The sequence below is a fragment of the Iodidimonas sp. MBR-22 genome (assembly GCF_029946565.1).
Taxonomy (GTDB): Bacteria; Pseudomonadota; Alphaproteobacteria; order Sphingomonadales; family Rhodothalassiaceae; genus Iodidimonas; species Iodidimonas nitroreducens.
This window is the reverse complement of the sequence record NZ_JARKVQ010000021.1, coordinates 1-23,757: the sequence shown is the minus strand read 5'-3', so window position 1 is coordinate 23,757 and position 23,757 is coordinate 1. Positions and strand designations below refer to the sequence as shown.

The following is a 23,757-nucleotide window of genomic DNA, read 5'->3' as shown; positions in this document are numbered from 1 at the left end:
CTGTTCATGACCCCCCTTATGCCAAGGACAAAATCTGATGGCCACAGCATCCAAAAATCTGCCACTTGAAGCCGCAACCCATCTCAAGATGCGCTGGCAAACATTCCAAAGCACGCATCCCAATATCCGCATTCGTCAGGCCGCCCGGGAACTTGGGGCAAGCGAAGCGGAACTGCTGGCAACCGCAGTGGGTGAAAGCGCGATCCGGCTGGCCGGAGACTGGGGCCAACTGATCAAATCCCTGCCCGCATTGGGCGATATTTTATGCATCACCCGCAATGATCATGCGGTGCATGAAAAAACCGGCCGTTTTGGCAAGATTTCGATCAGCCCGGGCCATGCGCTGGTCGTCAATCGGGCCATCGATCTGCGGATTTTCTTCAGCCATTGGCACCATGGCTTTGCCGTCACCGAAACCACCAGAAAAGGGCCGCGCCGCAGCTTGCAATTCTTTGATCTGGCGGGCACATCGGTGCATAAAATCTATCTGGGTGAAACAAGCGATCACAAGGCCTATGACGATCTGGTTGCCCGCTTTTCTGCCAAAGATCAGCACACCACCATCGAAACGGCCTCGCCCGCGCCGATGCCCCCGGAAATCCCCGACCGGCAGATCAAGACCCAAAGGCTGCGCCAGCATTGGCTGGCTTTGCAAGATACCCATGATTTCATCGATCTCCTGCGCGATTTCGGAGTTCGCCGACAGCAGGCCTTTCGATTGGTTGGCCCCGATCTCGCCTTTCCCCTTGGGGCGGATGCCTTTCGCACGGCCTTAAAAAGCGCTGCGGCCAGCCAATTGCCGATCATGATTTTCGTCGGCAATAAAGGCTGCATCCAGATTCATAGCGGGCCGATCACCCGGATCGTCGATCACGAAGGCTGGCTCAATATTCTCGATCCCGGCTTTGATCTTCATGTGCGGGAAGACGCCATCGCCCGTGCCTGGATCGTCAGAAAACCCACCCGTGATGGCATCGTCACCTCGCTTGAGCTGTTTGATACCAAAGATCAGCCGATTCTCTCGATGTTTGGCGAACGCAAGCCCGGAGAAAAGGAACGATCGGGCTGGACCGACCTGTGCGCGGCACTGACTCAATCAGGTGGGTCACAATGAAAAAAGCGCGCTTTGGTTTTGGCATCGCTTTGACTTTCATGGCCCTCCTCGCCCAATCGGCATTGGCCTGCAACAGCGATGGCAACCGGGTGATCGCCCTGGGGGGCGCGGTCACCGAAATCGTCTACGCCCTTGGTGCGGGGGATCGCCTCGTGGCTGTGGATAGCACCTCACGCTATCCACAGGCTGCCACCAAACTGCCCGATGTCGGCTATTATCGGCAGCTTGGGGCCGAAGGACTGTTATCTTTAGCCCCCGATCTGATCCTTGCCGATCCCGGCGCTGGCCCGCCCATTGTTTTACAGCAGGTGGAAAGCACAGGCATCTGTATCAAAAGGATCGCCGAGGCCAAAGGGGCCGCTTCGGTTGGCGCACGGGTTCGCGATATTGCCAAAGCCTTAAAGCGCGAAGACGCCGGGCGCATCCTTGCCGATCATCTGGATGCCCGGTTTGTCGCCATCCAGAAATCCCACGCCGCCATCGATACAAAACCCCGGGTTTTATTCCTGCTATCGGTTGCAGCGGGGGCCCCGGTGGCGGCAGGCCGAAACACCCATGCCGATGAGATCATCCGTATGGCGGGCGCGGATAATGCCGTTTCCTTTGAAGGCTATAAACCGCTTTCGCCCGAAGCCACCGCCGCCGCCGCCCCCGATGCCCTTTTGATGATGACCCATGCCGTGAAAGAAGCGGGCGGCAAAGACACCCTCCTGACTTTACCATCCATCCGCTTTACCCCTGCCGGGCGCAATGGCCAGTTGATTGCCATGGATGGGCTTTTGCTGCTTGGGTTCGGGCCGCGCACCCCCGATGCCATCACCACCCTCATGGATCGCTTGCACACGATGCCTCATCAACCTGCAGTGCCATGACACCCACCCCCGCACGAGACCTGATGGACAAGATCACCCAAAAGCGGATGCAAAAGCACCGCTTGCTGGCCATTTTAGCGGTGGCGCTGCTGATCGCCATCATCGCCAATATCGGCATCGGCAGCTATGGGATTCCGCCCCTGCGTTTGCTCGCCATCCTTGGCGCGCAAATAGGGCTTGATCTTCCCGGCACTTTCAGCCCGCAGGATGAAGCGATTGTGCTGGCAATCCGGCTGCCCCGCGTCTTCACGGGATTGGGGGTGGGGGCGGGATTGGCGCTGGCGGGTGCGGCCTTGCAGGGATTATTTCGCAATCCACTGGCTGAACCCGGTCTGGTGGGTGTTTCAGCGGGGGCAGCCCTGGCTGCGGTGGCGATGATCGTTCTGGGCGGGGGATCTTTCTATATCGCCTCATTTGAACTCACCCCTTATGCCCTTCCGCTGACCGCCTTTGGTGGCGGGCTTGTGGCCACGGCTCTGATCCATGGTCTGGCCCGCCGCCTTCCCGGCGATCCGGTTGCCACCATGCTGCTGGTTGGCATCGCAATCAATGCAGTAGCGGGTGCCGGGATCGGCATCTTTCAATATGCCAGCGATGATACCCAATTGCGTCTGCTCAGCTTTTGGCTGATGGGGGGGCTTGGTCATGCAAGCTGGACGGCGACCCTCCCGGCCCTTGTTCTGATCAGCATCGGGGGCATCACCATCCTCAACCGCGCCATGGCGCTCGATGCCTATCTTCTTGGCAGTGCCGAGGCAGGGCATCTGGGCATCAATACCCAAAGCCTTGCCCGTGTGATGATCGTGGCAACGGCGCTCATGGTTGGGGCGGCGGTCGCCGTTTCGGGCATCATCAGCTTTGTGGGGCTGGTGGTGCCGCATCTGGTGCGCACGATCATCGGCCCTGATCATCGCACTGTTCTCCCCGCCTCGGCTTTGCTGGGGGCCTTTTTGATGCTGATGGCCGATCTTTTGGCCCGCACCCTCATCAGCCCTGCCGAACTGCCCATCGGCCTTGTGACCAGCGCTTTGGGCGGGCCTGCATTTCTGTGGCTTTTATTCCGCTATCATTCAGGAAGGTTCTGATCATGCTGATGCTTGATGATGTCTCCTTCAGCCGGGGCGATGTCCCTATTCTGGATCGCGTCTCGCTCCAGATCGTGCCGGGCAGGCTCACCGTTCTCATCGGCCCGAATGGGGCGGGCAAATCCACCGCCCTGCGCCTGCTGGCAGGAGAGATCGCGCCGCTAAGGGGCAGCGTCAGTCTGGGCGGCACGCCGCTATCGGCCTGGAACAGCCGCGCGCTGTCTCAATGCCGCGCCATCCTGCCTCAAAGCTCTGATATCAGCTTCAATTTCACCGTCTTCGATATTGCGGCTCTGGGGCGGCTGCCCCATGGCGAACGGCCCGCTTCTCCTTATGCCCAGCGCATCATCTGGCAGGCGCTGGCGCGCACCCGGGTCAGCCATCTGGCCGACCGACCTTTTCCCACCTTGTCTGGCGGCGAACGCCAGCGGGTGCAGTTGGCCCGGGTGCTGGCCCAGATCTGGCCCGAAAGCCCACCGCAACCAAAGGACAGCCCCCGCTATCTTTTGCTCGATGAACCCACCAGCGCCCTTGATCCCGGGCAGCAGATTGCCCTGCTCAGCGTGGCAAAAGACTTTGCAGCCCAGGGCTATGGCGTTTTTGCCATCCTCCATGATCTCAATCAGGCGAGCGCCTTTGCCGATCATCTGGCCATTTTACAAAGCGGCCGCCTGATCGCCCAAGGACGACCCGATAAGGTGCTGACCCGCGCGATCATCCGGGATGTGTGGGGCATGGATGTGGCGCTTTTGCAGCCTCATGGACCGGGGCGGCCGGTCATTGTCCCCCATTATCATCCCCCTTCCCTCAAACATGAGACTGCCATGATCCTCCCCTGATGCTTATGGGCACAGAATATCTCTTGCGCGGGGCGCGGCAGATGCTTATGGTCCGCACCGCTTGGCTCTGATAGGGCCGAGCCATCCTTGAGGGGCCGTAGCTCAGTTGGGAGAGCGCAGCAATCGCACTGCTGAGGTCAGGGGTTCGATTCCCCTCGGCTCCACCATTTTTTCAAAATGCTGATCGCCTCGGATGATAGACTCTTCGGGGCTCCACCATGTCTTATTTGATCTCACGCCAGTTCGCTGCGCTCGGCTTCGCCGATGCTCAGTCGCGCTGGCTTCTTCTTCTCACCCGCGTCATCCCGGTCCCCGAGCCGGGATCCATCTTTGCCACGCTCAGCCCTACACCAGATAGACCCGGGGTCCCGGATTAGGTCCGGGACAGGCAAGCCCGGGGAGACGAAAGAGGGTGCCGGACCTTAAAGAGCGATCAGGATAAGGGCCGCCACAAGGCCACTATAAGCGCCAAACCAGATGAGGGCCAGAAAGCGGCTGGCCGTTGTCAGACGATTACGCTGAAAAACCATCATCAAAGCCTCCTCTCATCAAGGCATATCGCGGGTCGGCACATTACGATAGAATTTCAAATGCTGCCGATGGCTGATAGGCCTGACACTGTTGTTCCGGTTATAGAGCCAAGCAGGCCATCATGGCCGGAACGGGACCAAAACATGTCGATCCGCATCTTTAATATGGCGATAGTGTGGGTCACGGTCACTGCACTTTTGGTTGAGGCTTTGTGATCCCGGTGCGATTAGTCTTGAGATACGCCCTGATTTTTTGCATTAACAGCACAGCAAACAGTCTCGTTCTGATGTCGATGGTGTTTGGCTCTGCTTTGGCAGAGCCGTTCGTTCGCCATTTGGATCAAACGCAATTTCAGGAGGCAGCATGTCCACCATAGGCCAAGACACCCTTAAAACCCGCGATACCCTCACCGCCAATGGCAAGGACTATGTCTATTTCTCCTTGAGAAAAGCGGCTGAAAAAATTGGCGATGTCTCGCGGCTGCCCTTTTCCCTGAAGGTTTTGCTGGAAAATATGCTGCGCTGTGAGGATGGCCAGACAGTGACCAGCGATGATGTGCAGGCAGTGGCCGATTGGCTGAAAGATCGGCGCTCGGATCGGGAAATCGCCTACCGCCCGGCGCGGGTTTTGATGCAGGATTTCACCGGCGTTCCGGCCGTGGTCGATCTGGCGGCGATGCGCGGCGCGATGAAGGCGCTGGGCGGCGATCCGCAAAAGATCAATCCGCTCGCTCCTGTGGATCTGGTGATCGATCATTCGGTGATGGTCGATAAATTCGGCAGTGAAAGCGCCTTTCAGCAGAATGTCGATCTGGAAATGAAGCGCAACAAGGAGCGCTATGAATTTCTGCGCTGGGGCCAGCAGGCCTTCGATAATTTCCGGGCCGTGCCGCCGGGCACCGGCATCTGCCATCAGGTGAATCTGGAATATCTGGCCCGCACGGTGTGGACCAATGAGATCGATGGCACCCTTTATGCCTATCCCGATACCGTGGTGGGTACCGATAGCCATACCACGATGATCAATGCCTTGGCCGTTCTGGGCTGGGGTGTGGGGGGCATCGAAGCCGAAGCGGCGATGCTGGGGCAGCCGGTTTCCATGCTCATTCCCGAAGTGATCGGCTTCAGGATCAAGGGCCGCCTGCCCGAAGGGGCCACCGCCACCGATCTGGTGCTGACGGTAACCCAGATGCTGCGCAAAAAGGGCGTGGTGGGCAAATTTGTTGAATTTTATGGCGATGGTCTGGCCCATATGTCGGTGGCCGATAAAGCGACCATTTCCAATATGGCCCCGGAATATGGGGCCACCTGCGGCTTTTTCCCGATCGATCAGGCTACCCTTGATTATCTGGAATTTTCGGGCCGTGGCGACGATACGGTGGCTTTGGTCGAAGCCTATGCCAAGGCGCAGGGCATGTGGCATGATCCGTCAGCCCCCGATCCTTTTTTCACCGATCAGCTTGAGCTTGATCTGGCCGATGTCGTGCCCTCGATTGCGGGGCCCAAGCGGCCGCAGGATCGCGTTCTGCTCACCGAAGCGGCCAGCGCCTTTGCGTCGGAATTGCGCGATAGCTTCAAAAAGGCTGAGGCCCCGGATGAGCGCTTCAAGGTGGACGGCGAAGATTTCGATATCGGCCATGGCGATGTGGTGATTGCGGCGATTACAAGCTGCACCAACACCTCCAATCCCAGCGTGATGCTGGCCGCCGGGCTGGTGGCGCGCAATGCCCTGGCGCGCGGGCTTTCGGTGAAGCCATGGGTGAAAACCTCGCTGGCGCCGGGCAGTCAGGTGGTAACCGATTATCTGTTGAAAGCCGGGCTGCAGGATGATCTGGATGCGTTGGGTTTCAATCTGGTGGGCTATGGCTGCACCACCTGCATCGGCAATTCCGGCCCCCTGCCCGAAGCCATTTCAAAAGCCGTGAACAGCCATGATGTCGTGGCCTGTTCGGTCCTTTCGGGCAATCGCAATTTTGAAGGCCGGGTCAATCCCGATGTGAAGGCGAATTATCTGGCCTCGCCGCCGCTGGTGGTGGCCTATGCCCTTGCCGGATCGATGAAAGTGGACTTGATGACGGACAGGCTGGGCACGGATCAGGATGGCAGGGATGTTTATTTCCGCGATATCTGGCCGTCGAGCGCCGAGATCGAACAGGTGGTGCGCGAAGCCGTAACGCCCGAGCAATTCAGTAAACGCTATGCCGATGTTTTTGCCGGGGATGAGCAATGGCAGGCGATCAAGGTCACCAAGGGGCTGACCTATGAATGGAATGCCGACAGCACCTATGTGCAAAATCCGCCTTATTTCGAGGGCATGAAGGCCGAGCCGGACGCCACGAGCAATATCAAAGGGGCGCGGATGCTGGCGCTTCTGGGCGATTCGGTGACCACCGATCATATTTCCCCGGCGGGTTCGATCAAGGCCGACAGCCCGGCGGGGCGCTATCTGACCGAGCATGGTGTGGAGCGGGCGGAATTCAATTCCTATGGCTCGCGTCGCGGCAATCATGAAGTGATGATGCGCGGCACCTTCGCCAATATCCGCCTGCGCAATCTGATGGCACCGGGCACCGAAGGGGGGGTGACTGTGCATTATCCTTCGGGCAAAGAAATGTCGATCTATGATGCGGCGATGCAATATACCGCCGAGGATACCCCCCTCGTGGTGGTGGCCGGCAAGGAATATGGCACCGGCTCCAGCCGGGATTGGGCGGCCAAGGGCACCCGGCTTTTGGGCGTGCGGGCGGTGATCGTGGAATCCTTTGAACGCATTCATCGCTCCAATCTGGTGGGAATGGGGGTTCTGCCCTTGCAGTTCAAGGATGGCATGACCGCGCAATCCCTGAAACTGACCGGCAAGGAACGTTTTGACATCACCGGCATCGGCAAGGGGATCAAGCCGCGTCAGGATGTGGCCTGCACCCTTCATTATGAGGATGGCAGCAGCAAAGACATCACGCTTTTATGCCGGATCGATACCGCTGATGAAGTGAGCTACTACGAAAACGGCGGCATTTTGCATTATGTGCTGCGGCGGTTGGCCCTTGCGGCCTGATTGGCTTTGATCCGTTGATCATGAAAGGGCGCTTCAGAAATGGAGCGCTCTTTTCCGTTTAAGGCTTGTATTATTTTTTTTGGATGAACCAAGGCAAGAATTGCGCCCTCAACCGGCTTTGATTAGGGTGCTCGCCATTCGCATCCGGCCTGTTTGCCCCCTTTTGCCCTGTTTAAAATGAGCGTTGAGATGAACCGATCCTATCTTTCCCTGCTCCCTTTTTCTTTGGCCGCGTTGATGGCCTTGTCCCCTTCGGCTTTGGCGGATCGCGTGCATCTTGAAGATGGCAGCCGGATCGAGGGACGATTGCAGCGCCTGCATGAAAAAGCTTTGGCCGTTGATACCGCTTTTGCCGGAACGATCAGCATCGCTCAGGATAAGATTGCCGGGCTGAACAGCGATGGATTTTTGATGATCTCCCTTGCCAGCGGTGATCGCATCATGGGGCGGCTGGCCTATGATCCACAAACCGGCCAGCGTCTCTTGAGCGAAAGTTTGGGGAATTTGCCCCTTGATCTGGGTGATGTCAGCGCCATTTGGCCCGAAGATCAGCCCACCCCGGAAACACTGGTAATCCAAGAGATCGAGGAGCGCGAACGGCGCAATCTGGCGGAGGCCCAAACGCAGCATGAAGAGGAAAAAAAGGCTCTGGCAGAAGCGCTGGTCACGCCTGATAAAGCCTGGAGCGGACGCACCCAGCTTGGTCTTTCCGGGGCCAGCGGCAATACCGATCGTGCGGCCCTGAATGGCAGGGCATCGGCCCGGCGGGAAACCAGCTTTGATCGCCTCGACCTATCTTTGGGCTGGCGCTTTGCTCGGGAAAATGGACGGGAAACGGAAAATGAAGTGATCGGGAATGCCCGTCTTGAGCGCGATTTTTCAGATCGTTGGTTTGCCTTTGGCTCGATCATGCTGGAACAGGATGAATTCGAAAATCTCGATCTGCGCTCGGTTTTGACTTTAGGCTCGGGTTATTTTTTCATTCAAGAAAAAGATCATGAACTGAAAGCCCGCCTTGGTTTGGGTTATCAGGTTGAAGCGTTTCAAACATCGCCCACCGAAGAAGAAGCGGTTCTTTCCTTTGGCTATGATTATAAGATCCAGTTGAATGGCCGCTTATTGTTCACGCACAATTTCACCTATCTGCCCAGCCTGTCTGATCCGGTGAATGATTTCCGCCTGCAAAGCGATGCCGCCCTCGATATCCCGGTCACCGATAATAAAGCCTGGACTGTGAAAATCGGGCTGCGCAATCAATATGATAATCGCCCGGTTTTGGGGAATGAAAAGCTCGATACCTTCTATACCGTTAGCCTCGGTTATAATTTCCAATAGTCTCCACCGCGAGGCCGCGATGGCCCCGCGATGGGTTGGCAATGTTTATTCCGCCGCACTCGGCTCGGATTGGCTTTGGCTGCCAAGGGGGGCCTGTTTGCGCCCGGTCCACAGCCCTTTCATCAAGCGCTTCATATCTTCACCTAAGCCATAAAGGGCGGGGACCAGAAACAGGGTCACAAAGGTCGCCACCAGCACCCCAAAAGACAGGGCAACCACCGTGGGCTTCAGGAATTGGGCCTGCGTTGAGCGTTCTGCCATCATCGGGATGAGGCCGACGAAGGTGGTGACCGAGGTGAGGAGAATGGGGCGGAAGCGGGCCACCCCGGCTTCAACCAAAGCATCCATCGCCCCCATCCCCTTTTCACGCAGGCGGCCGATATAATCCACCAGCACCAGATTATCATTGACCACCACACCAGCGGCGGCGGCCAGCCCAAAATAGGAAAATAAGGTGATCGGCATATCAAACAGCAGATGCCCCAAAACCGCCCCCACAAAGCCAAAGGGGATAGCAGTCATCACCAATAGGGGCAGGAAATACGAGCGGAAGGCCACGGCAATTAGGGCATACATGGCAAAAATTGCGATGCCCTCGAGGCTGAGAATCTCGGCGATGAATTTCGCCTGACCTTCAGCCGAACCGATCTCGCCACGGCTGACCCCGGGATAGCGTTTTTCCCATGCCGGATAAAAATCCTTGCGCAGTTCGTCATAGATCTGCTCGCGCATATCCGATGACAATTCAGCACTGATCACCGCTGATCTCTGGCGTTCGCGCCGATCAATGCGCTTGATCCCCGGCTGATAATGCAGATCCACCACGCTCAAAAGCGGAACCTCCAGCCCTTCGGCATTGCGCAGGCGGAAATCAGACAGGCTTTCAAGGGATTGCCGTTCATCTTTTGGATAGCGAACAAAGACCCGAACATCCGAGCCTTCCCGAGGCAGGCGCTGCACTTCTTCGCCATAATAGGCCTGGCGCACCTGCCGGGCCACTTCGGCCAAGGAAAATCCGAGTTCGCGCGCGCCGGGCTTCAGGCTGAAGCGCAGCTCTTCCATCGCAGTTTGCAGGGAATCGCGGATATTGAACACCATGTCATAGGTGCTGAGATGGGCTTTCAGGTCTGCCACCGCCGCGCGCAGAACATCCATATCGGGATGATTGATCGCCAGTTCGATATCCGGCTGCCTTTGATTGAGGGTATAGTTGATCTCCAGCTTTTCGGCATCCGGGATCTCGCCGATCAATTCGCGCAACCGATCGGCGGCCTCTTTGGCGGATAGATCGCGCTGCTCGGCGGGGGCCAGCCGCACAAGGGCAAGAACTGAATTCTGCCGGGCGCGCGTATACCAGTTTTCGATCAGCTTCCCCGTGCCATCCATGCGTTCATTGGCTTCGGCTTCCAGAGCTTTTTCAGCTTTTTGCAATTGCCCCAGAATCTCCAGCGCCCGATTGAAAGGCGTGCCTTCAGGCAAGGTCACATCAACCGAGATTTGTTCGGATTCAACATCGGGGTTGAAGCTGAATTTCAGCCATGAGGTGGATGAAACGCCAATGGCCAGAATGAACAGAGCCAGAAAGATGCTGGCCGTAACGCCGCGACGGCGCACCGCCGCCAACAGCCAGCGACGATAGGGGCCTTGGGCAAAGCGGGTGATGGATTGAGCGATTTTTTTCTGGAACCGGCCAAATCGCCCTTCCGTTTTCTGCGCCTTCAGATGGCTGAGATGGGCGGGCAGAATGAACAGGGATTCGATCAGGGAAAAGCTTAGGGCAGCAATCACGATGATCGAAATATGCCGCGTGAATTCAACCTCCAAACCAGACAGAAACAACCAGGGCGCAAAAACGATCATGGTGGTGGCCACGGCATACATCACCGGCTTGGCGACCAATTGGGTGCCCAGAATGGCGGCATCCACACCGCCGCCGGTGCGTTCGGTTTCTTCATGGATATTTTCACCCACCACGATGGCATCATCCACCACCACCCCGATGACCAGCAAAAAGGCAAAGAGCGACAGGAAATTGAGGGAGACATCATTGGCCGGTAAAAAGATGAAGGCCCCGGCATAGGCGGTGGCGATTCCCATCGTGACCCATAAAGCAACCTTGGGCCGTAAACTCAGGATCAGAACCGCAAAAACCAGCAAAAGCCCATAGAAGGCGGATTTTGAAATAGTTTCCATGCGATCATAATAGGCTTTGGATTCATCGGCATAGAGGATGAGCGACACCCCTTCAGGCATCCGTTCCTGTGCGGTTTCCAGATATTTCCTGACAGATTGCGAAGTGACCACCACATTCATCTCTTCGGCAGTCATCACCTGCACCAGAATGGCACGTTCGCCATTCAGGCTGGCTTGCAGATTGACATCTTCAAACCCATCGATCACGCGCGCCACATCCCCCAGCCTGATGGTGCCCCCATCGGCGGTTTGCCGGATGATGATCTTGTCGAAATCGGTCTGGTCGTCGGCCAGATTACGGGCGCGAAGCTGCACATCGCCGGTGCTGGTGCGCACGCTTCCTGCCGATAGATTGATCGAACTGGCGCGGATGGCGCTGGTCACTTCATCAAAGCTCAGGCCATAGCGGCGCATGGCATTTTCCGACAATTCGATCGAAACTTCTTCCGAGCGCTGGCCAAACAGCGTGACAATCGAAACGCCGGGCAGCAGGGCCACCTCATCGCGCACTTTTTCGGCGGTTCTGGTCAGAATACGCTCATCAACATCGCCGCTGACGCCAATTCTGATCAATTCATTGCGGGTCAGCAATTCCCGCACCCGGGGCGGCTCGATATCCCGGGGCAGGGATGAAATCCCATCCACCCTCAATTTCACATCATTGATGAAGCGATCCATATTGATGCTGCGATCCGCCTCGATATAAAGGGTCGCCAATCCCTCATAGGCGGTGGAGCGCACCCGATCCACATTATCGAGATCGGCCAGCGACTCTTCGATGTGCAAAATGATCTGTTCTTCAACCTCCTGGGGGGCGGCACCGGGCCAGCTCACGGTGATCTCAACCCAATTCACCCGGAATGTTGGCCAGACTTCGCGTTCCATGCTGATAAAAGACAGGGTCCCGGCAATTAAAATTCCCAGCATCAAAAGATTGGCCGCAACGGTGTTTCTTGCCCACCAGGCAATCAAAGCGTTCATGATGATCTCTTGTTCATTCCGCCGCGACGGCGATGGTTTCAGCCGAAGATGATGTCAAAGGATTAACCGGCATGCCCTCTCGGGGGGCCCGCACGGGTGAAATCACCACCCGCTCTCCGGCCGCAAGGCCCTTGCCGATCACCACGCGCGCGCTATCTGCCGAAATGACCTCAACCTGCCGGATCGATAGGCTGTTGTTTTCGGTGACGACATAAACCTCATCCGCATTGCGCAAGGCGGCCCGGGGAATGCTAAGGCCATCTTTAAGGGTGCTGCCCGCGATTTTGGCATCAACGAACAAGCCCACCGGCAAAGGCACACCATCGGAACTGCCAGCCCCATAAGGATCGCGCACCTGTGCAATGGCATGAAACAGGCGTGTCGATTGATCGATGGCGGCATCGGTGCGCATCAGCCGCCCTGTCCATTGATGGCCTTTCCCGGCCAGAACCGCACTCAGCATCACGATCGGGGCGGTTTCATAGCTTTTGGCTTCATAGGCGATGGGCAGATCAAGCTCGGCCATCTGCCGATCGGTGAGGGGAAGGCGAACTTCGACCATATCGGTGGAAAAGACCTGACCCAATGGGCTGCCGGGGCTGATATATTGCCCCAGATCGGCATTTTTCGTTCGCACCCGGCCATTGAAGGGAGCAGAAATCTTCGTCCGCGCCAGATCAAGCTCAGCGCGATCAAGCTGCGCCTGTGCCGATGCCAGATTGGCCCGGGCCTGGGCCACATTCGGCTCTTTCAAAGCAAGGGCGGTGGGCTTATCGGTCACTTCATCCCAATTCCACTGCTTGCGCGCCACTTCGGCCCGGGCTTCTTCCTGCGCCAGAATCAGGGCCTGATCGGCAATGCGGGCTTTGGCCTGGATCACCGCATATTCATAATCCGCCGGCTCGATCTGCAAAAGGGTATCACCCGCCCTGAAAATGCCGCCTCCGGCAAAAGCCGGAGAGACCGCGACGATCTTACCGCCCACCTGAGCGACCAGATCGATCTCGGTTCTTGACACCACCGTGCCCTGGCTTTCGACCATCAAGGTGATGGTTTCCTGCTCCACGGGCACGACATAAAGGCTGGTGGGCCGGATTTCCGGTTCATCCGCCTTCTCAGGCAAGGGTTGGGTGGCTTGCAGAATTGCAAAACCGGCTATGGCCGCGCCGATGATCAAAATCGGCGTCATGACGATCAAAAATTTCCGCATGTTTCGCGCTCCTCGCTGCGTCATCGTGTTTTTATATCGATGCGCCGGGTCTTTGCCCGTTTGTCACTGTCCGTTTTTATATCACATGGATATATATAGACTGTCAATCAAATGAGGTGCGTGAGTTGTAGAATAGCGGTGAATAAAATTCCCGCGAAAAAAAAGATTCCGGTTTTCTGGCGGCGATCATGTTCGATATTGGGCACCAGATGCGAGGCGGCCACAAAGATCAAAGCCCCCGCCGTGGCGGCCAAAAGCGCCCCCAAAAGCGGGCCATTGAGCATGGAAACGAAAGGAAAGCTAACCAGCATCCCCATAGGGGTGGTGAGGGTTGAGGCCAGAAAGGCAAGAAAAAACGCCCGTTGCCTATGAAAGCCACCGCGCAAAAGCAGGACGAACGCCATGATGCTTTCAGGAAATTCGTGAAGGATCAGCCCCATCACCGCCATCATGCCGGTATGCTGATCAATGGAAAAAGAAACCGAATAAGCCAGACCATCAACAAAGGAATGAATGGCAATACCAATCACAGGGATCAGCGCAATGGCACGCTTGTCCATATGGCTTGCATGATCTTTGCGGCTGGTGGCAAGCCCGATGGCATATAAAGCCAGATAGCCAAGCATCAGGGCAATCGGGGCAAGCCGGGGGGCGGCAAACATCGCATGGGGAATGATATGCAAAAATGCCGAACTGAGCAGGATGCCCGCAGCAAAAGCGGCGAAAAGCACACTGTTTCTCTGGCCCCAATTCTCATAATGGCGGATCACCAACAAGCCGCACAGGCTGCCAAAGGCAGCGATCAGGCTGAAAAGCAAGGCAGATGGGAAAGGCGCCATGATCGGCAGTCTCCGCGCAAAACGTTATAAAGTAACGATTGCCGGGTCTAGCACCCCAAATTGTAAAATACCAGCAAACAATGGGGGATGATAAGCTATGAAGCTGAAAAAGGTTTGAGGCCGAGGCGGCTCTGGTTCCTGCCCCTAAAAAGAGCTGATCAAACGCCTGCGCTGGACAGACGAATGCGGGCAGCCCCGATGATCGGGCCATTTTCATCATCGGCGTGAAGAATAACCGCCATATGATCGGCCCCCGATTCGGTCGCCCTGATCATGGGCACGCTCAGGATTTCCTTGTCCCCCGACCAAGAGCCCAAATCCAGCGAGGCCCTTACCAGATTGGTCAGCTTCAGGGTTTGACCTTCATTATCGCCCCGGCTGATGGCGGCAATGGTTTCCGTGCGATAGAAAACCGCGCGCACGAAAATCTTGCGTCCATCTTTTTCTAAAGACGCCCCATCAAGATCGGGTAGCGTAATAAAACAGGCCTCTTCGGATTCCTGCAAGGTGATATCGATAGTCTGACGGGCGAGATCCCGCGCTTGCCCGATTGTCTGAATCACCGCTTTCCGCCGCGATCCAACTGTTTCAAGGCGGCCATCGATCACCATTTGCGGCGTGTAAACACCCGGCTCACCCAAGCGCTGATTATAGGCCCGCTGATGATCGGAATAGGCCCGGCGGGCATGATCATCTCTCCAGCCCAGATAATCCCAATAATCCACAGGCCAGTTCAGGGCGAGAATACCCTCTTCTTTGCTGATATCCGACAAAAGCTTATAGGCAGGGGGGCAATTAGGGCAGCCTTGGCTGGAAAACAGCTCAACCACGGTCAAACGCTCCGCCGTCTGCCCCTCTTGGGCGTGAACAGGCAGGGCCAGAAACAAAAACAGTGATGCAATCCAATATTTCAGCATGAGCCGACTATAAGCACATGCAACAAGCCGGCTCCAATCACCAATGCGCGATCAGTGCGTGCGCTCAACCGAGCCGAGATTCGTCAGCCTTCGGTGCTCTGATCAGGGTGCCAACGCCACGTTCCGTGAAAATTTCCAGCAAGGACGCATGGGGCACCCGGCCATTCATGATGACCGCCGCCGCCACCCCGTTTTCAACCGCCGAAAGGCAGGTTTCTACTTTGGGGATCATGCCGCCGCTGATGGTGCCCGAGGCAATCAAAGCGCGGGCATCATCATGGGAAATTTCAGGGATATGCTGTTGCTGGGCATCTAAAATACCCTGCACATCGGTGAGCAGCAAAAAACGCTCCGCCCCCAAAGCCTGAGCCACCGCACCCGCCATGGTGTCGGCATTGATATTGAAGGTTTCGCCCATGGCCCCAAGGCCGATAGGGGCGATCACCGGAATAAGGCCGGAGGCAATGAACCGGCTGAGAATGGCCCCATCCACCTGTTCGGGTTCGCCCACGAATCCCAGATCGAGCACCTCTTCGATGGCGCTGCCGGGCAGGCGTGTTTTGCGGCGAACCGCGCGCGCCTTGACAAAGCCCCCATCCTTGCCTGAAAGCCCGACCGCCATGCCGCCAGCGCGGCTGATGGCAGCCACCAGACCTTTGTTGATGCTGCCAGACAGCACCATTTCCACCACCTCCACCGTAGCGGCATCGGTAACGCGCAAACCATCGACAAAGCGGCTTTGGATTTTCAGGCGGTCCAGCATGGCCCCGATCTGTGGCCCGCCCCCATGCACCACCACGATATTGATGCCCACCTGCCGCAGCAACACCATATCCTGCGCAAAACTTTGGGCGATCTGCGCATCGCCCATGGCATGGCCGCCATATTTAACCACGAAAGTTTTCCCCGCATAGCGGCGCATATAGGGCAAGGCTTCCGACAAAATGGCGGCTTTATCTTGCAGCATCTGGCTGAAATCCTGGTCGTCCATGAAAGCTCCTGTCAGGCAGATGGCGAGGGCAAGCTGTGCTCAGCCTTCGCAAAAGCGGGCAATATCAGCGCGCAATTCGGCAATCCCCGTTCCTTTTTCAGCGGATGTGGCGTGAATTTGGGGATGGCAGGCCACAAAAGCGCGGGCCTGTTGATTGACCTTTTCGATGATCAGTGATTGATCGGCGCGGCTCAGCTTATCAAGCTTGGTCAGCACGATCTGGTAGGAAACCGCAGCCTCATCCAGCATTTTCATGATCTCGCGGTCATTGTCCTTGATGCCATGTCGCGAATCGATCAGCACCATCACCCGCTTCAGGGTTTGGCGGCCCCGCAGATAATCGCGGATGGTGCCTGTCCATGCCTTGACCTTGGAGCGCGTGACCTTGGCATATCCATAGCCGGGCAGATCGACCAGAATAAGCGGGCGAGGATCCACGCCGAGTCGGAAGAAATTCAGTTCCTGCGTCCGCCCCGGGGTATTGGATGTGCGGGCAAGGGTATTGCGCCCGGTCAAAGCATTGATCAACGAGGATTTGCCGACATTGGAGCGCCCGGCAAAGGCCAGTTCGGGATGGCCGGGGGCAGGCAGATGCGCCATATCGGGAACCCCCAGAAGAAACTGGCACGGCCCGGCGAATAACAGCCGGCCTTTTTCCAGCGCTTCATCCGTTGGTTTTTCGCCCTCGATGATCTGTTCTGGCTGATCGGTCATGATGCAGGATTGGCCACCCCGTGCCGACGCATGATCATCCATTGCTGTGCCGCCGACAAAAGGGTGTTCCATGTCCAATAGATCACAAGGCCAGCCGGGAAAGCCGCCATGATGAACACGAAAACAAAGGGCATGGCCATCATCACCCGTTGCTGGATGGGATCGCCCGCCACCGGATTGAGCCGCATTTGGAAAAACATCGCAAAGCCCATGATCACCGGCCAGATCCCCACCGCCAGAAAGCCTGTTGGCTCCCATGGGATCAAACCAAAAAGATTGGTGATCAAAATCGGATCGGCGGCAGATAAATCCTTGATCCAGAAAAAGCCCGGCTCATGGCGCATTTCAATGGTCACGAACAAAACTTTATACAGCGCGAAAAAGACCGGAATCTGGGCCAGCATGGGCAGGCAGCCAGATAGCGGATTGATTTTTTCCTTCTTATAAAGCTCCATCATTTCCTGTTGCAGGCGCGGCTTGTCATCCTTGTAGCGCTGTTGCAGCGCCTTCATTTTTGGCTGCACCGCCTTCATCTTGCTCATCGAGACATAGGATTTATTGGCAAGGGGAAAAAACAGGGCCTTGACGATCACGGTGAGCACCAGAATCGACACCGCAAAGCTGCCAAACAGGCCATTGAGAAAATCGAGCAGATAAAAAATCGGCTTGGTCAGGAAAATGAACCAACCCCAATCAATGGCCCGATCAAACAGCTTGATATCATAGGCCTTTTCATAGCGTTCGATGAGATCCACCTCTTTGGCCCCGGCGAAAAACCGCACGGTCACGGTTTTCTCGCCCGTGGAGGGGATCACCACTTCTTCTTCCAGATAATCGGCCTGATAGCGGCCCGATCCGGTGGCGCTGTGAATGAAGCGGCCTTTAAAAGGCACAGTTTGTTCGGGAACAATGGCCGTGAGCCAATATTTATCGGTCAGCCCCAGCCAGCCGCCCACGCTGTCATAAAGAGAGGGGCCATCTTCTCGCAGCGACTTATAATCGATTTCACGCAAAGAGCCATCCAGAACCCCCAAGGGGCCTTCATGGATGACAAAATATTGCGAGCCCATCTGCGCCCCGCGCCGGCTGATCAGGCCATAAGGCGCCATCATCACCGGGGTTTCATTGGGATTGCGCACGGTTTGTTCGATGGTGAACATGAAATCCTTGTCCACCGAAATGCGGCGGCTGAATTCCAACCCCTGTTCATTGGTCCAGCGCAGCGTGACCGGATTATCGGGGCTCAGCATTGTTTCCCTGGTCGACCAGACGGTATTGGCATCGGGCACATCGATCCCAAGGCCGGGGCGCGCTGTCCAGCCAAAGGACGCATAATAGGCATCGCTGCTTTTAAGGGGATTGAGCAGAACAATCGGACTGCCCTTTTTCCCCACATCCGTATCATAATCCTTCAAGGTCAGATCATCGATAAAACCACCGGTGAGCGCGATCGACCCTTTGAGCCTTGGCGTTTCCAGATACAGCCGCTTTGATTGCGCCAAAGCATCCGCCCGGCTCAGGCTATTGCCGGAAAGGGCAGAAACACCCGGATTGCCTGCGGTTCCCCCACCAGTACTGCCCGCAATGGTGGGGGTTTGCGGCAAAATATCGCTTTCCTGCGCATTGGGCCCGGCGGATTGCGGATCTGTTTGCGGGCTTTGCTCCGCCGTGGAAAGGGGGGCCGCATCGCGGGCCGGTGTGGCGTAGAAATAATCGAATGCCAACAGCACCAGCAGGGTCAGGCCCATCGCGATGAGCAGGTTTTTCTGTTCTTTCATAAAACTCTCACTGGCGTTTCACAGCCTGCGACCCGGTATTTTCCGGGCAGGCAGCAGGCAGATTGGCATCGTCGGGCCGATGCGCATCCTTTTGATGATCATGGCCACAGGGCGCATCGGGAACCGGATCATATCCATAGCCACCAAAGGGATGACAACGGCTGATGCGCCTTATAGCCATCCATCCCCCCTTCAGTCCACCATATCGATGGATGGCATCCCGGGCATAAGCCGAACAGGTGGGCTGATAGCGGCAGGATGGCCCCAAAAAGGGAGACAAAACAAGCTGATAAGCGCGGACCAGAAAGATCAGAAGATGGCTGAGCAGGCTCATTCATCCCTCCATAAAGACAGCTTTGAAAGGGCCCTGCACAAATCTTTTTGTAAATCCTCAGGCTTGCGCTCATTGGTTTGAGCGCGGGCGATCAGCACAAAATCCATGCCCTTCTGGCCGTGCCTGCCAATAATATCGGCTGCCAGCGCCCGCAATCTGCGCTTGGCCCGATTGCGCGCCACGGCATTGCCGACCTTTTTGCTGGCGGTAAAACCGACACGGATATGGGGCGCGTTAAATTGGGGCGCATTGTGTTCGCCGGAGGGCTGCGGACCTGCATTTTTCTGCGCGAGGGTGGGGGCCGCCTGCAAAACCAGGCCGGGCATGGCCACCTTACGCCCCTGACTGGCCAGCCGCAAAAATTCACGACGCTGGCGCAAGGTCGTCAGCATGGCCTTTTGGGGTGCGTTTTGTGCCGCGCTGTTCACGTCATCCTTGCCCTGATCATTTGCTGCCAATAAAAAAACCGACCGCAAAGACAAGCGATCGGTCCTTTATCGATCATGATGGCCACCAGTTCCGGGCCACCATCAATCCTGCATGATAAAGCCCGATCACGCCAGTTCAGCAGCCAATTTTTGGCCAGCAATCTCAGGCTTGTAATCTCAGGCTTGTCATTTCAGGCAGAAAGGCGCTTGCGGCCTTTGGACCGACGGGCGCGGATCACATTGCGGCCGCCAACGGTGGCCATACGCGAACGGAAACCATGACGGCGCTTCCGCACGAGATTACTGGGCTGATACGTCCTTTTCACGTCTTCTACTCCGTCAATCACTGATAGCTGAAAAGATGCGCTTTAGCGTTATCCTGCCAAAAAGGCAGGCACCGCGCATTCTTGCAGCGCAAAACTCAAGGGGCGTTTCTTAGCTTTCCCTTTCGGGTCTTGTCAACAACATTCCCGACCCAAAACCTAAAGCCAAAAGCCTTGATGGGAGACGATATACAATCCTTTGGGGTGATCACGTCTCTGCATTGGGCCATCACAGCCTTGTGTACAGGCTGGAATGCGCAAGACAGACTTCCTTATTATGTGTAGCGACAAAGATGAAAGATGATCTTTGGCTGGTGATCAAGCGGAAAGCGTCGTAAAAACGACCCAACCTTGCTTGGAAGCCAATCTTGCTTGGATGAAGGAAAGACAATGACGAACGAAGACCGATCAACCCCTAATCCTGAAGATCGCAAGGGGTTTTCCATGAAGCGGCTTCTTCCGCTGGCTCTCTTCGTCCTGTTGATTGGGGTCGTTTATCTCTCGGGCGTGGGGGATTATCTGTCTTTTGCGGCTCTGCGGGAAAATCTTGAGCTTTTGCAGACGTTCGTAGCCGAAAACACGGTGCTGGCCCTGCTGGCGCTGGTGGCCTTTTATGCATTGGGCACAGCGGTTTCCCTGCCGGCGATGTCGGTTGTTACCATCGCTTCGGGGGTTATTTTCGGCTTGTGGCTTGGTTTATTGGGGGTGCTTTTGGGGGCCACCCTTGGGGCAACGCTGATTTTCAGCGTGGTGCGCACATCCTTGGGCGATCCTTTGCGGGTGAAGGTGCGCCCGTGGCTTGGTAAATTCGAGCAGGGCTTTCAAAAAGACGAATTCAATTATCTTCTGGCCTTGCGTCTGGTGCCGGTTTTTCCTTTCTGGGTGCTCAATATCGCCCCGGCTTTGCTGGGCATGCGGCTTAGAAATTATGTGATGGCCACGGCCCTTGGGATCATCCCCGGCACCTTCGTTTTCGTTTGGGTTGGTAAAGGGGCGGCAGAAACCGTTCGTTTGGGGGGCAAGGTGGATGCCACCGAATTGCTGTTTCAGCCCCATATTATCGGCCCATTGGCGGGATTGGCGCTGTTATCGCTGATCCCCGTGGTGGTGCGCAAGCTGCGCGGGCGGCCCATCGATTCTCCCTCAAATTCATAAAATGCCATCGATCCTGTTGATGGCAAACGCCGCAGAATGGCGGATAAGGAATGTCTATGTCTGATGTGATCACAACCGATCTTTTAGTGATTGGAGCCGGTTCCGGCGGCCTGTCGGTGGCGGCGGGTGCCGTGCAGATGGGCGCCCGGGTGGTGCTGATCGAAAAAGGCCGGATGGGCGGGGATTGCCTGAATTATGGCTGCGTGCCATCCAAATCCCTGCTTGCTGCGGCCAAGGCTGCCCGGCATCTGGCCCATCCCGGGCAGATGGGGGCAGAGGTCGATGGCTTTTCGGTGGATTTCAAAAAAGCCCATGATCATGTGCATCGGGTGATTGCCTCCATCGCCCCCCATGATTCGGTGGAGCGTTTTGAAAAGCTGGGCGTTACCGTGATCAAGGGCGCGGCCCGTTTTACCGGCCCGCGTGAGGTCATGGCCGATGGCAAAACCATCCGCGCCAAACGAATCATCATCGCCACCGGCTCTTCGGCCCGGGTGCCCCCGATTGATGGCCTTGCTCAAATTCATTATTACACAAACGAAACGATCTTTGATCTCGAAACCCGGCCCGATCATTTGCTGATCATCGGTGCAGGCCCGATCGGGCTGGAAATGGCTCAGGCTTTCCGGCGTCTGGGCTCGGATGTCACGGTTCTGGAACGGTTCAAACCCCTGCCCAAGGATGACCCGGACCTGGCGGCGGTAGCCCTTGATCAGATCAGCGCCGAAGGGATCGATATTCGTTCGGATATCGATATCAAACAGGTGCGGGCCGCAGATGGCGGCGGCCTTGAGATTAAGGCGCAAAAAGATGGTCAGGATATCACGATCCGAGGCAGCCATTTGCTGATCGCGGCGGGCCGGGCGCCGAATGTGGGCGGGCTTGATCTGGCGGCCGCCGGTGTGGAGCATAGTGAAAAAGGGATCCCCACCGATGCCCGCCTGCGCACCTCCAACAAGCGGATTTTTGCCATTGGCGATGTGCGGGGCGGTCTGCAATTCACCCATGTGGCGGGCTATGAGGCCGGGATCGTGATTCGCAATGCCTTGTTTCGCCTGCCATCCAAAGCCGATTATACGGCGGTGCCCTGGGTCACCTACACCGATCCTGAACTGGCGCAGGTGGGGCTGACCGAGGCTGAAGCGCGGGAACGCTTTGGCGATGCCGTAGAGATACTAACCGCCGAATATAAGGATAATGATCGGGCGCGCACCGAAGGCATCACCGCAGGGCGGGTGAAGCTGATGGTGAAGGATGGTCGGCCCATAGGCGCCAGCATGGTGGGGGTGGCGGCCGGGGAATTGATCCAGATCTGGGCCCTGGCGATTTCGCAGAAATTGAAGGTTTCGGCGGTTGCGGGCATGATTGCCCCCTATCCCACTTTGGGTGAAATCAATAAAAGAGTGGCAGGCGCCTATTTTACGGATAGATTGTTCAGCGATAGAATGAAGAAGATCGTCAGATTCATCCAGAAATTGGGGTAGACGGCAGCCGGAATGGAACATGGGGTCGAGTCATTGCGCAGCAGCCTGTCTTCGCGGTTGCTGTTATTGACCATCAGCTTCGTGATGGTGGTGGAGGTGTTTGTTTATGTGCCCTCTATCGCCCAGTTCAGGCGCAGCTTTCTTGAAGAACGCTTTGCCGCCGCCCAGATTGCTGCGCTTTCGCTGGTGGAAGCCCCGGGCAATGCCATCAGCAAAGAGCTTGAAACATCCTTGTTGCGCACGGCGGGGATCAAGGCGATTTCCCTGCAATTGGATGATCGTCGCCATTTGATGCTGGATGGCGATGCGCCCGAACACATCGCCGGGCGCTATGATATGCGAAATTCAGCGGCCTTTGATTATGTTCTCGATGCCTTTGCCACGCTGTGGCGCGGCGGCGAGGGTACGATCCTCATCACCGATCAGCCTTTGCCGCGATTGGGGGATGAAATCTCTATCATCATGGAAGAACGCGCCCTGTTCAGCGCCATGGCGCTCTATTCCCGCAATGTGATGGTTTTGTCGGTGATCATTTCTTTTTTCACGGCGGGGCTGGTTTTTCTCTCCCTGCATTTGCTGATGGTGCGGCCTTTGCGGCGTCTCACCCGATCCATGGTCTTGTTTCGCCAGCGCCCCGATGATCCCGAACGGGCTTTGATCCCCTCGTCGCGCAGTGATGAACTGGGTGTGGCGGAACGCGAACTGGCCCGAATGCAGGAAGAATTGCGTTTTGCCCTCAATCAGCGAAAAAGGCTGGCGGCGGTAGGGGCAGCGGTGAGCAAGGTCAATCATGATCTGCGCAATATTCTGGCCACCGCGCAATTATCCTCTGATCGCTTGCTGATGTTTGATGATCCCAAAGTGCGGGATATGTCGCAAAGGATGATTTCCGCCATCGATCGGGCCATCGGTTTATGCGAGCGCACCCTGAAATACGGCCGGGCGGATGAGCCGCCGCCTGATAAGCGAACATTTCCCCTGCATCGGCTGGTGGATGAGGTGCAAACCACCTTGGGCCTTGATCAAAAAGCGCAATCGGCGGGATCGGAACCCGCTCTTCAGTTCAGAAATCTGGTGCCGCAGGATTTTCAGCTTCATGCCGATCAGGATCATTTCTTTCGCGTATTGATGAATTTGGCGCGCAATGCCGCCAATGCCATGGAATCAACAGGCGGCGAAATTCTCGTCACCGCCATGCGCAAAAATAATTGTGATTTTGTGCGGGTGGCCGATAGCGGCCCGGGCCTGCCGAAAAAAGCCCTGGAAAATCTGTTTATCCCCTTCAAGGGATCGGCCAATGCCCGGGGAACCGGATTGGGTCTGGCCATCGTCGCGGAACTGGTGGAGGCCAATGGCGGCAAGGTCAGCCTTGAACGCACGAGCGATGAGGGCACGGTGTTCGTGATCGAAATCCCCTCTCCGGCCTGATTTGGCTCCTCTCCCGCATTGCCCCGGGCTTTGACCCGGGACCCACTCTTTTGCATGCACGAGCCCTTCACCAGATGGACCCCGGCTCGGGGGCCGGGGTTGTCTGTTTAAAATCTGGTAATCATAGCGTGCTGGCAGTGATAATGCCGGTA

At 56.7% G+C, this 23,757-nt stretch carries 19 protein-coding genes and 1 tRNA gene; 10 read left to right on the top strand and 10 right to left on the bottom strand.

Features of this window, described 5'->3' with window-relative positions:
- Positions 1–37: 37 nt before the first annotated feature.
- From QK300_RS12615 to QK300_RS12585, 7 genes are all read left to right on the top strand, one after another.
- On the top strand, positions 38–1,114 hold the full coding sequence (locus QK300_RS12615) for a ChuX/HutX family heme-like substrate-binding protein (protein ID WP_281302091.1): 1,077 nt from the start codon (positions 38–40) through the stop codon (positions 1,112–1,114).
- Positions 1,111–1,986 carry an ABC transporter substrate-binding protein gene (locus tag QK300_RS12610; protein WP_281302092.1) on the top strand — a complete coding sequence of 292 codons (876 nt, stop codon included), beginning with the start codon at positions 1,111–1,113 and terminating at the stop codon, positions 1,984–1,986. Before QK300_RS12615 ends, QK300_RS12610 begins: the two co-directional genes overlap by 4 nt.
- Positions 1,983–3,071, top strand: a complete 1,089-nt coding sequence (locus QK300_RS12605; RefSeq protein WP_281302093.1) for an iron ABC transporter permease — start codon at positions 1,983–1,985, stop codon at positions 3,069–3,071. The genes QK300_RS12610 and QK300_RS12605 overlap by 4 nt, the downstream gene beginning before the upstream one ends.
- A gap of 2 nt (positions 3,072–3,073) precedes the next feature.
- Positions 3,074–3,910 carry a heme ABC transporter ATP-binding protein gene (locus QK300_RS12600; protein WP_281302094.1) on the top strand — a complete coding sequence of 279 codons (837 nt, stop codon included), beginning with the start codon at positions 3,074–3,076 and terminating at the stop codon, positions 3,908–3,910.
- Between the two features lie 91 nt (positions 3,911–4,001).
- Positions 4,002–4,077: transfer RNA gene (locus tag QK300_RS12595), tRNA-Ala, on the top strand.
- 727 nt (positions 4,078–4,804) lie between these two features.
- Complete coding sequence (gene acnA, locus QK300_RS12590; protein ID WP_281302095.1) at positions 4,805–7,495, top strand: aconitate hydratase AcnA; 2,691 nt, start codon at positions 4,805–4,807, stop codon at positions 7,493–7,495.
- A 189-nt stretch (positions 7,496–7,684) separates the two neighbouring features.
- A complete protein-coding gene (locus tag QK300_RS12585; protein WP_281302096.1) occupies positions 7,685–8,830 on the top strand; it encodes a DUF481 domain-containing protein in 1,146 nt (381 codons plus the stop codon).
- A 45-nt stretch (positions 8,831–8,875) separates the two neighbouring features.
- On the opposite strand, the gene QK300_RS12580 is transcribed toward QK300_RS12585, so the two are convergent.
- From QK300_RS12580 to rpmH, 10 genes are all read right to left on the bottom strand, one after another.
- Complete coding sequence (locus QK300_RS12580) at positions 8,876–12,004, bottom strand: efflux RND transporter permease subunit (protein WP_281302097.1); 3,129 nt, start codon at positions 12,002–12,004, stop codon at positions 8,876–8,878.
- 13 nt (positions 12,005–12,017) lie between these two features.
- Positions 12,018–13,214 carry an efflux RND transporter periplasmic adaptor subunit gene (locus tag QK300_RS12575; RefSeq protein WP_281302098.1) on the bottom strand — a complete coding sequence of 399 codons (1,197 nt, stop codon included), beginning with the start codon at positions 13,212–13,214 and terminating at the stop codon, positions 12,018–12,020.
- A 107-nt stretch (positions 13,215–13,321) separates the two neighbouring features.
- On the bottom strand, positions 13,322–14,053 hold the full coding sequence (locus tag QK300_RS12570; RefSeq protein ID WP_281302099.1) for a ZIP family metal transporter: 732 nt from the start codon (positions 14,051–14,053) through the stop codon (positions 13,322–13,324).
- 158 nt (positions 14,054–14,211) lie between these two features.
- Complete coding sequence (locus tag QK300_RS12565) at positions 14,212–14,970, bottom strand: DUF1223 domain-containing protein (RefSeq protein ID WP_281302100.1); 759 nt, start codon at positions 14,968–14,970, stop codon at positions 14,212–14,214.
- Between the two features lie 64 nt (positions 14,971–15,034).
- Positions 15,035–15,961, bottom strand: a complete 927-nt coding sequence (gene argB / locus QK300_RS12560; RefSeq protein WP_281302101.1) for an acetylglutamate kinase — start codon at positions 15,959–15,961, stop codon at positions 15,035–15,037.
- Positions 15,962–16,000: 39 nt separating this feature from the next.
- Entirely contained in the window at positions 16,001–16,675 is a 675-nt protein-coding gene (gene yihA / locus QK300_RS12555) for a ribosome biogenesis GTP-binding protein YihA/YsxC (RefSeq protein ID WP_281302102.1), read from the bottom strand.
- On the bottom strand, positions 16,672–18,453 hold the full coding sequence (gene yidC, locus QK300_RS12550) for a membrane protein insertase YidC (protein WP_281302103.1): 1,782 nt from the start codon (positions 18,451–18,453) through the stop codon (positions 16,672–16,674). The genes yihA and yidC overlap by 4 nt, the downstream gene beginning before the upstream one ends.
- A gap of 7 nt (positions 18,454–18,460) precedes the next feature.
- Positions 18,461–18,787 (bottom strand): membrane protein insertion efficiency factor YidD, encoded by a 327-nt coding sequence (gene yidD, locus QK300_RS12545; RefSeq protein WP_281302104.1) that lies wholly within the window; start codon positions 18,785–18,787, stop codon positions 18,461–18,463.
- Positions 18,784–19,269 (bottom strand): ribonuclease P protein component, encoded by a 486-nt coding sequence (gene rnpA, locus QK300_RS12540; RefSeq protein WP_281302105.1) that lies wholly within the window; start codon positions 19,267–19,269, stop codon positions 18,784–18,786. The genes yidD and rnpA overlap by 4 nt, the downstream gene beginning before the upstream one ends.
- 137 nt (positions 19,270–19,406) lie before the next feature.
- Entirely contained in the window at positions 19,407–19,541 is a 135-nt protein-coding gene (rpmH, locus tag QK300_RS12535) for a 50S ribosomal protein L34 (protein WP_042083415.1), read from the bottom strand.
- A 387-nt stretch (positions 19,542–19,928) separates the two neighbouring features.
- Between rpmH and QK300_RS12530 the strand changes: the two genes are divergently transcribed.
- The 3 genes from QK300_RS12530 to QK300_RS12520 are packed head-to-tail and all read left to right on the top strand — an operon-like array spanning position 19,929 to position 23,605.
- On the top strand, positions 19,929–20,693 hold the full coding sequence (locus QK300_RS12530) for a VTT domain-containing protein (RefSeq protein WP_281302106.1): 765 nt from the start codon (positions 19,929–19,931) through the stop codon (positions 20,691–20,693).
- A gap of 56 nt (positions 20,694–20,749) precedes the next feature.
- Positions 20,750–22,177 (top strand): FAD-dependent oxidoreductase, encoded by a 1,428-nt coding sequence (locus QK300_RS12525; protein ID WP_281302107.1) that lies wholly within the window; start codon positions 20,750–20,752, stop codon positions 22,175–22,177.
- Positions 22,178–22,189: 12 nt separating this feature from the next.
- The gene (locus QK300_RS12520) at positions 22,190–23,605 is read left to right on the top strand and encodes a HAMP domain-containing sensor histidine kinase (protein ID WP_281302108.1); all 1,416 of its coding nucleotides are present in this window, start codon (positions 22,190–22,192) and stop codon (positions 23,603–23,605) included.
- The last annotated feature ends 152 nt before the right edge of the window (positions 23,606–23,757 follow it).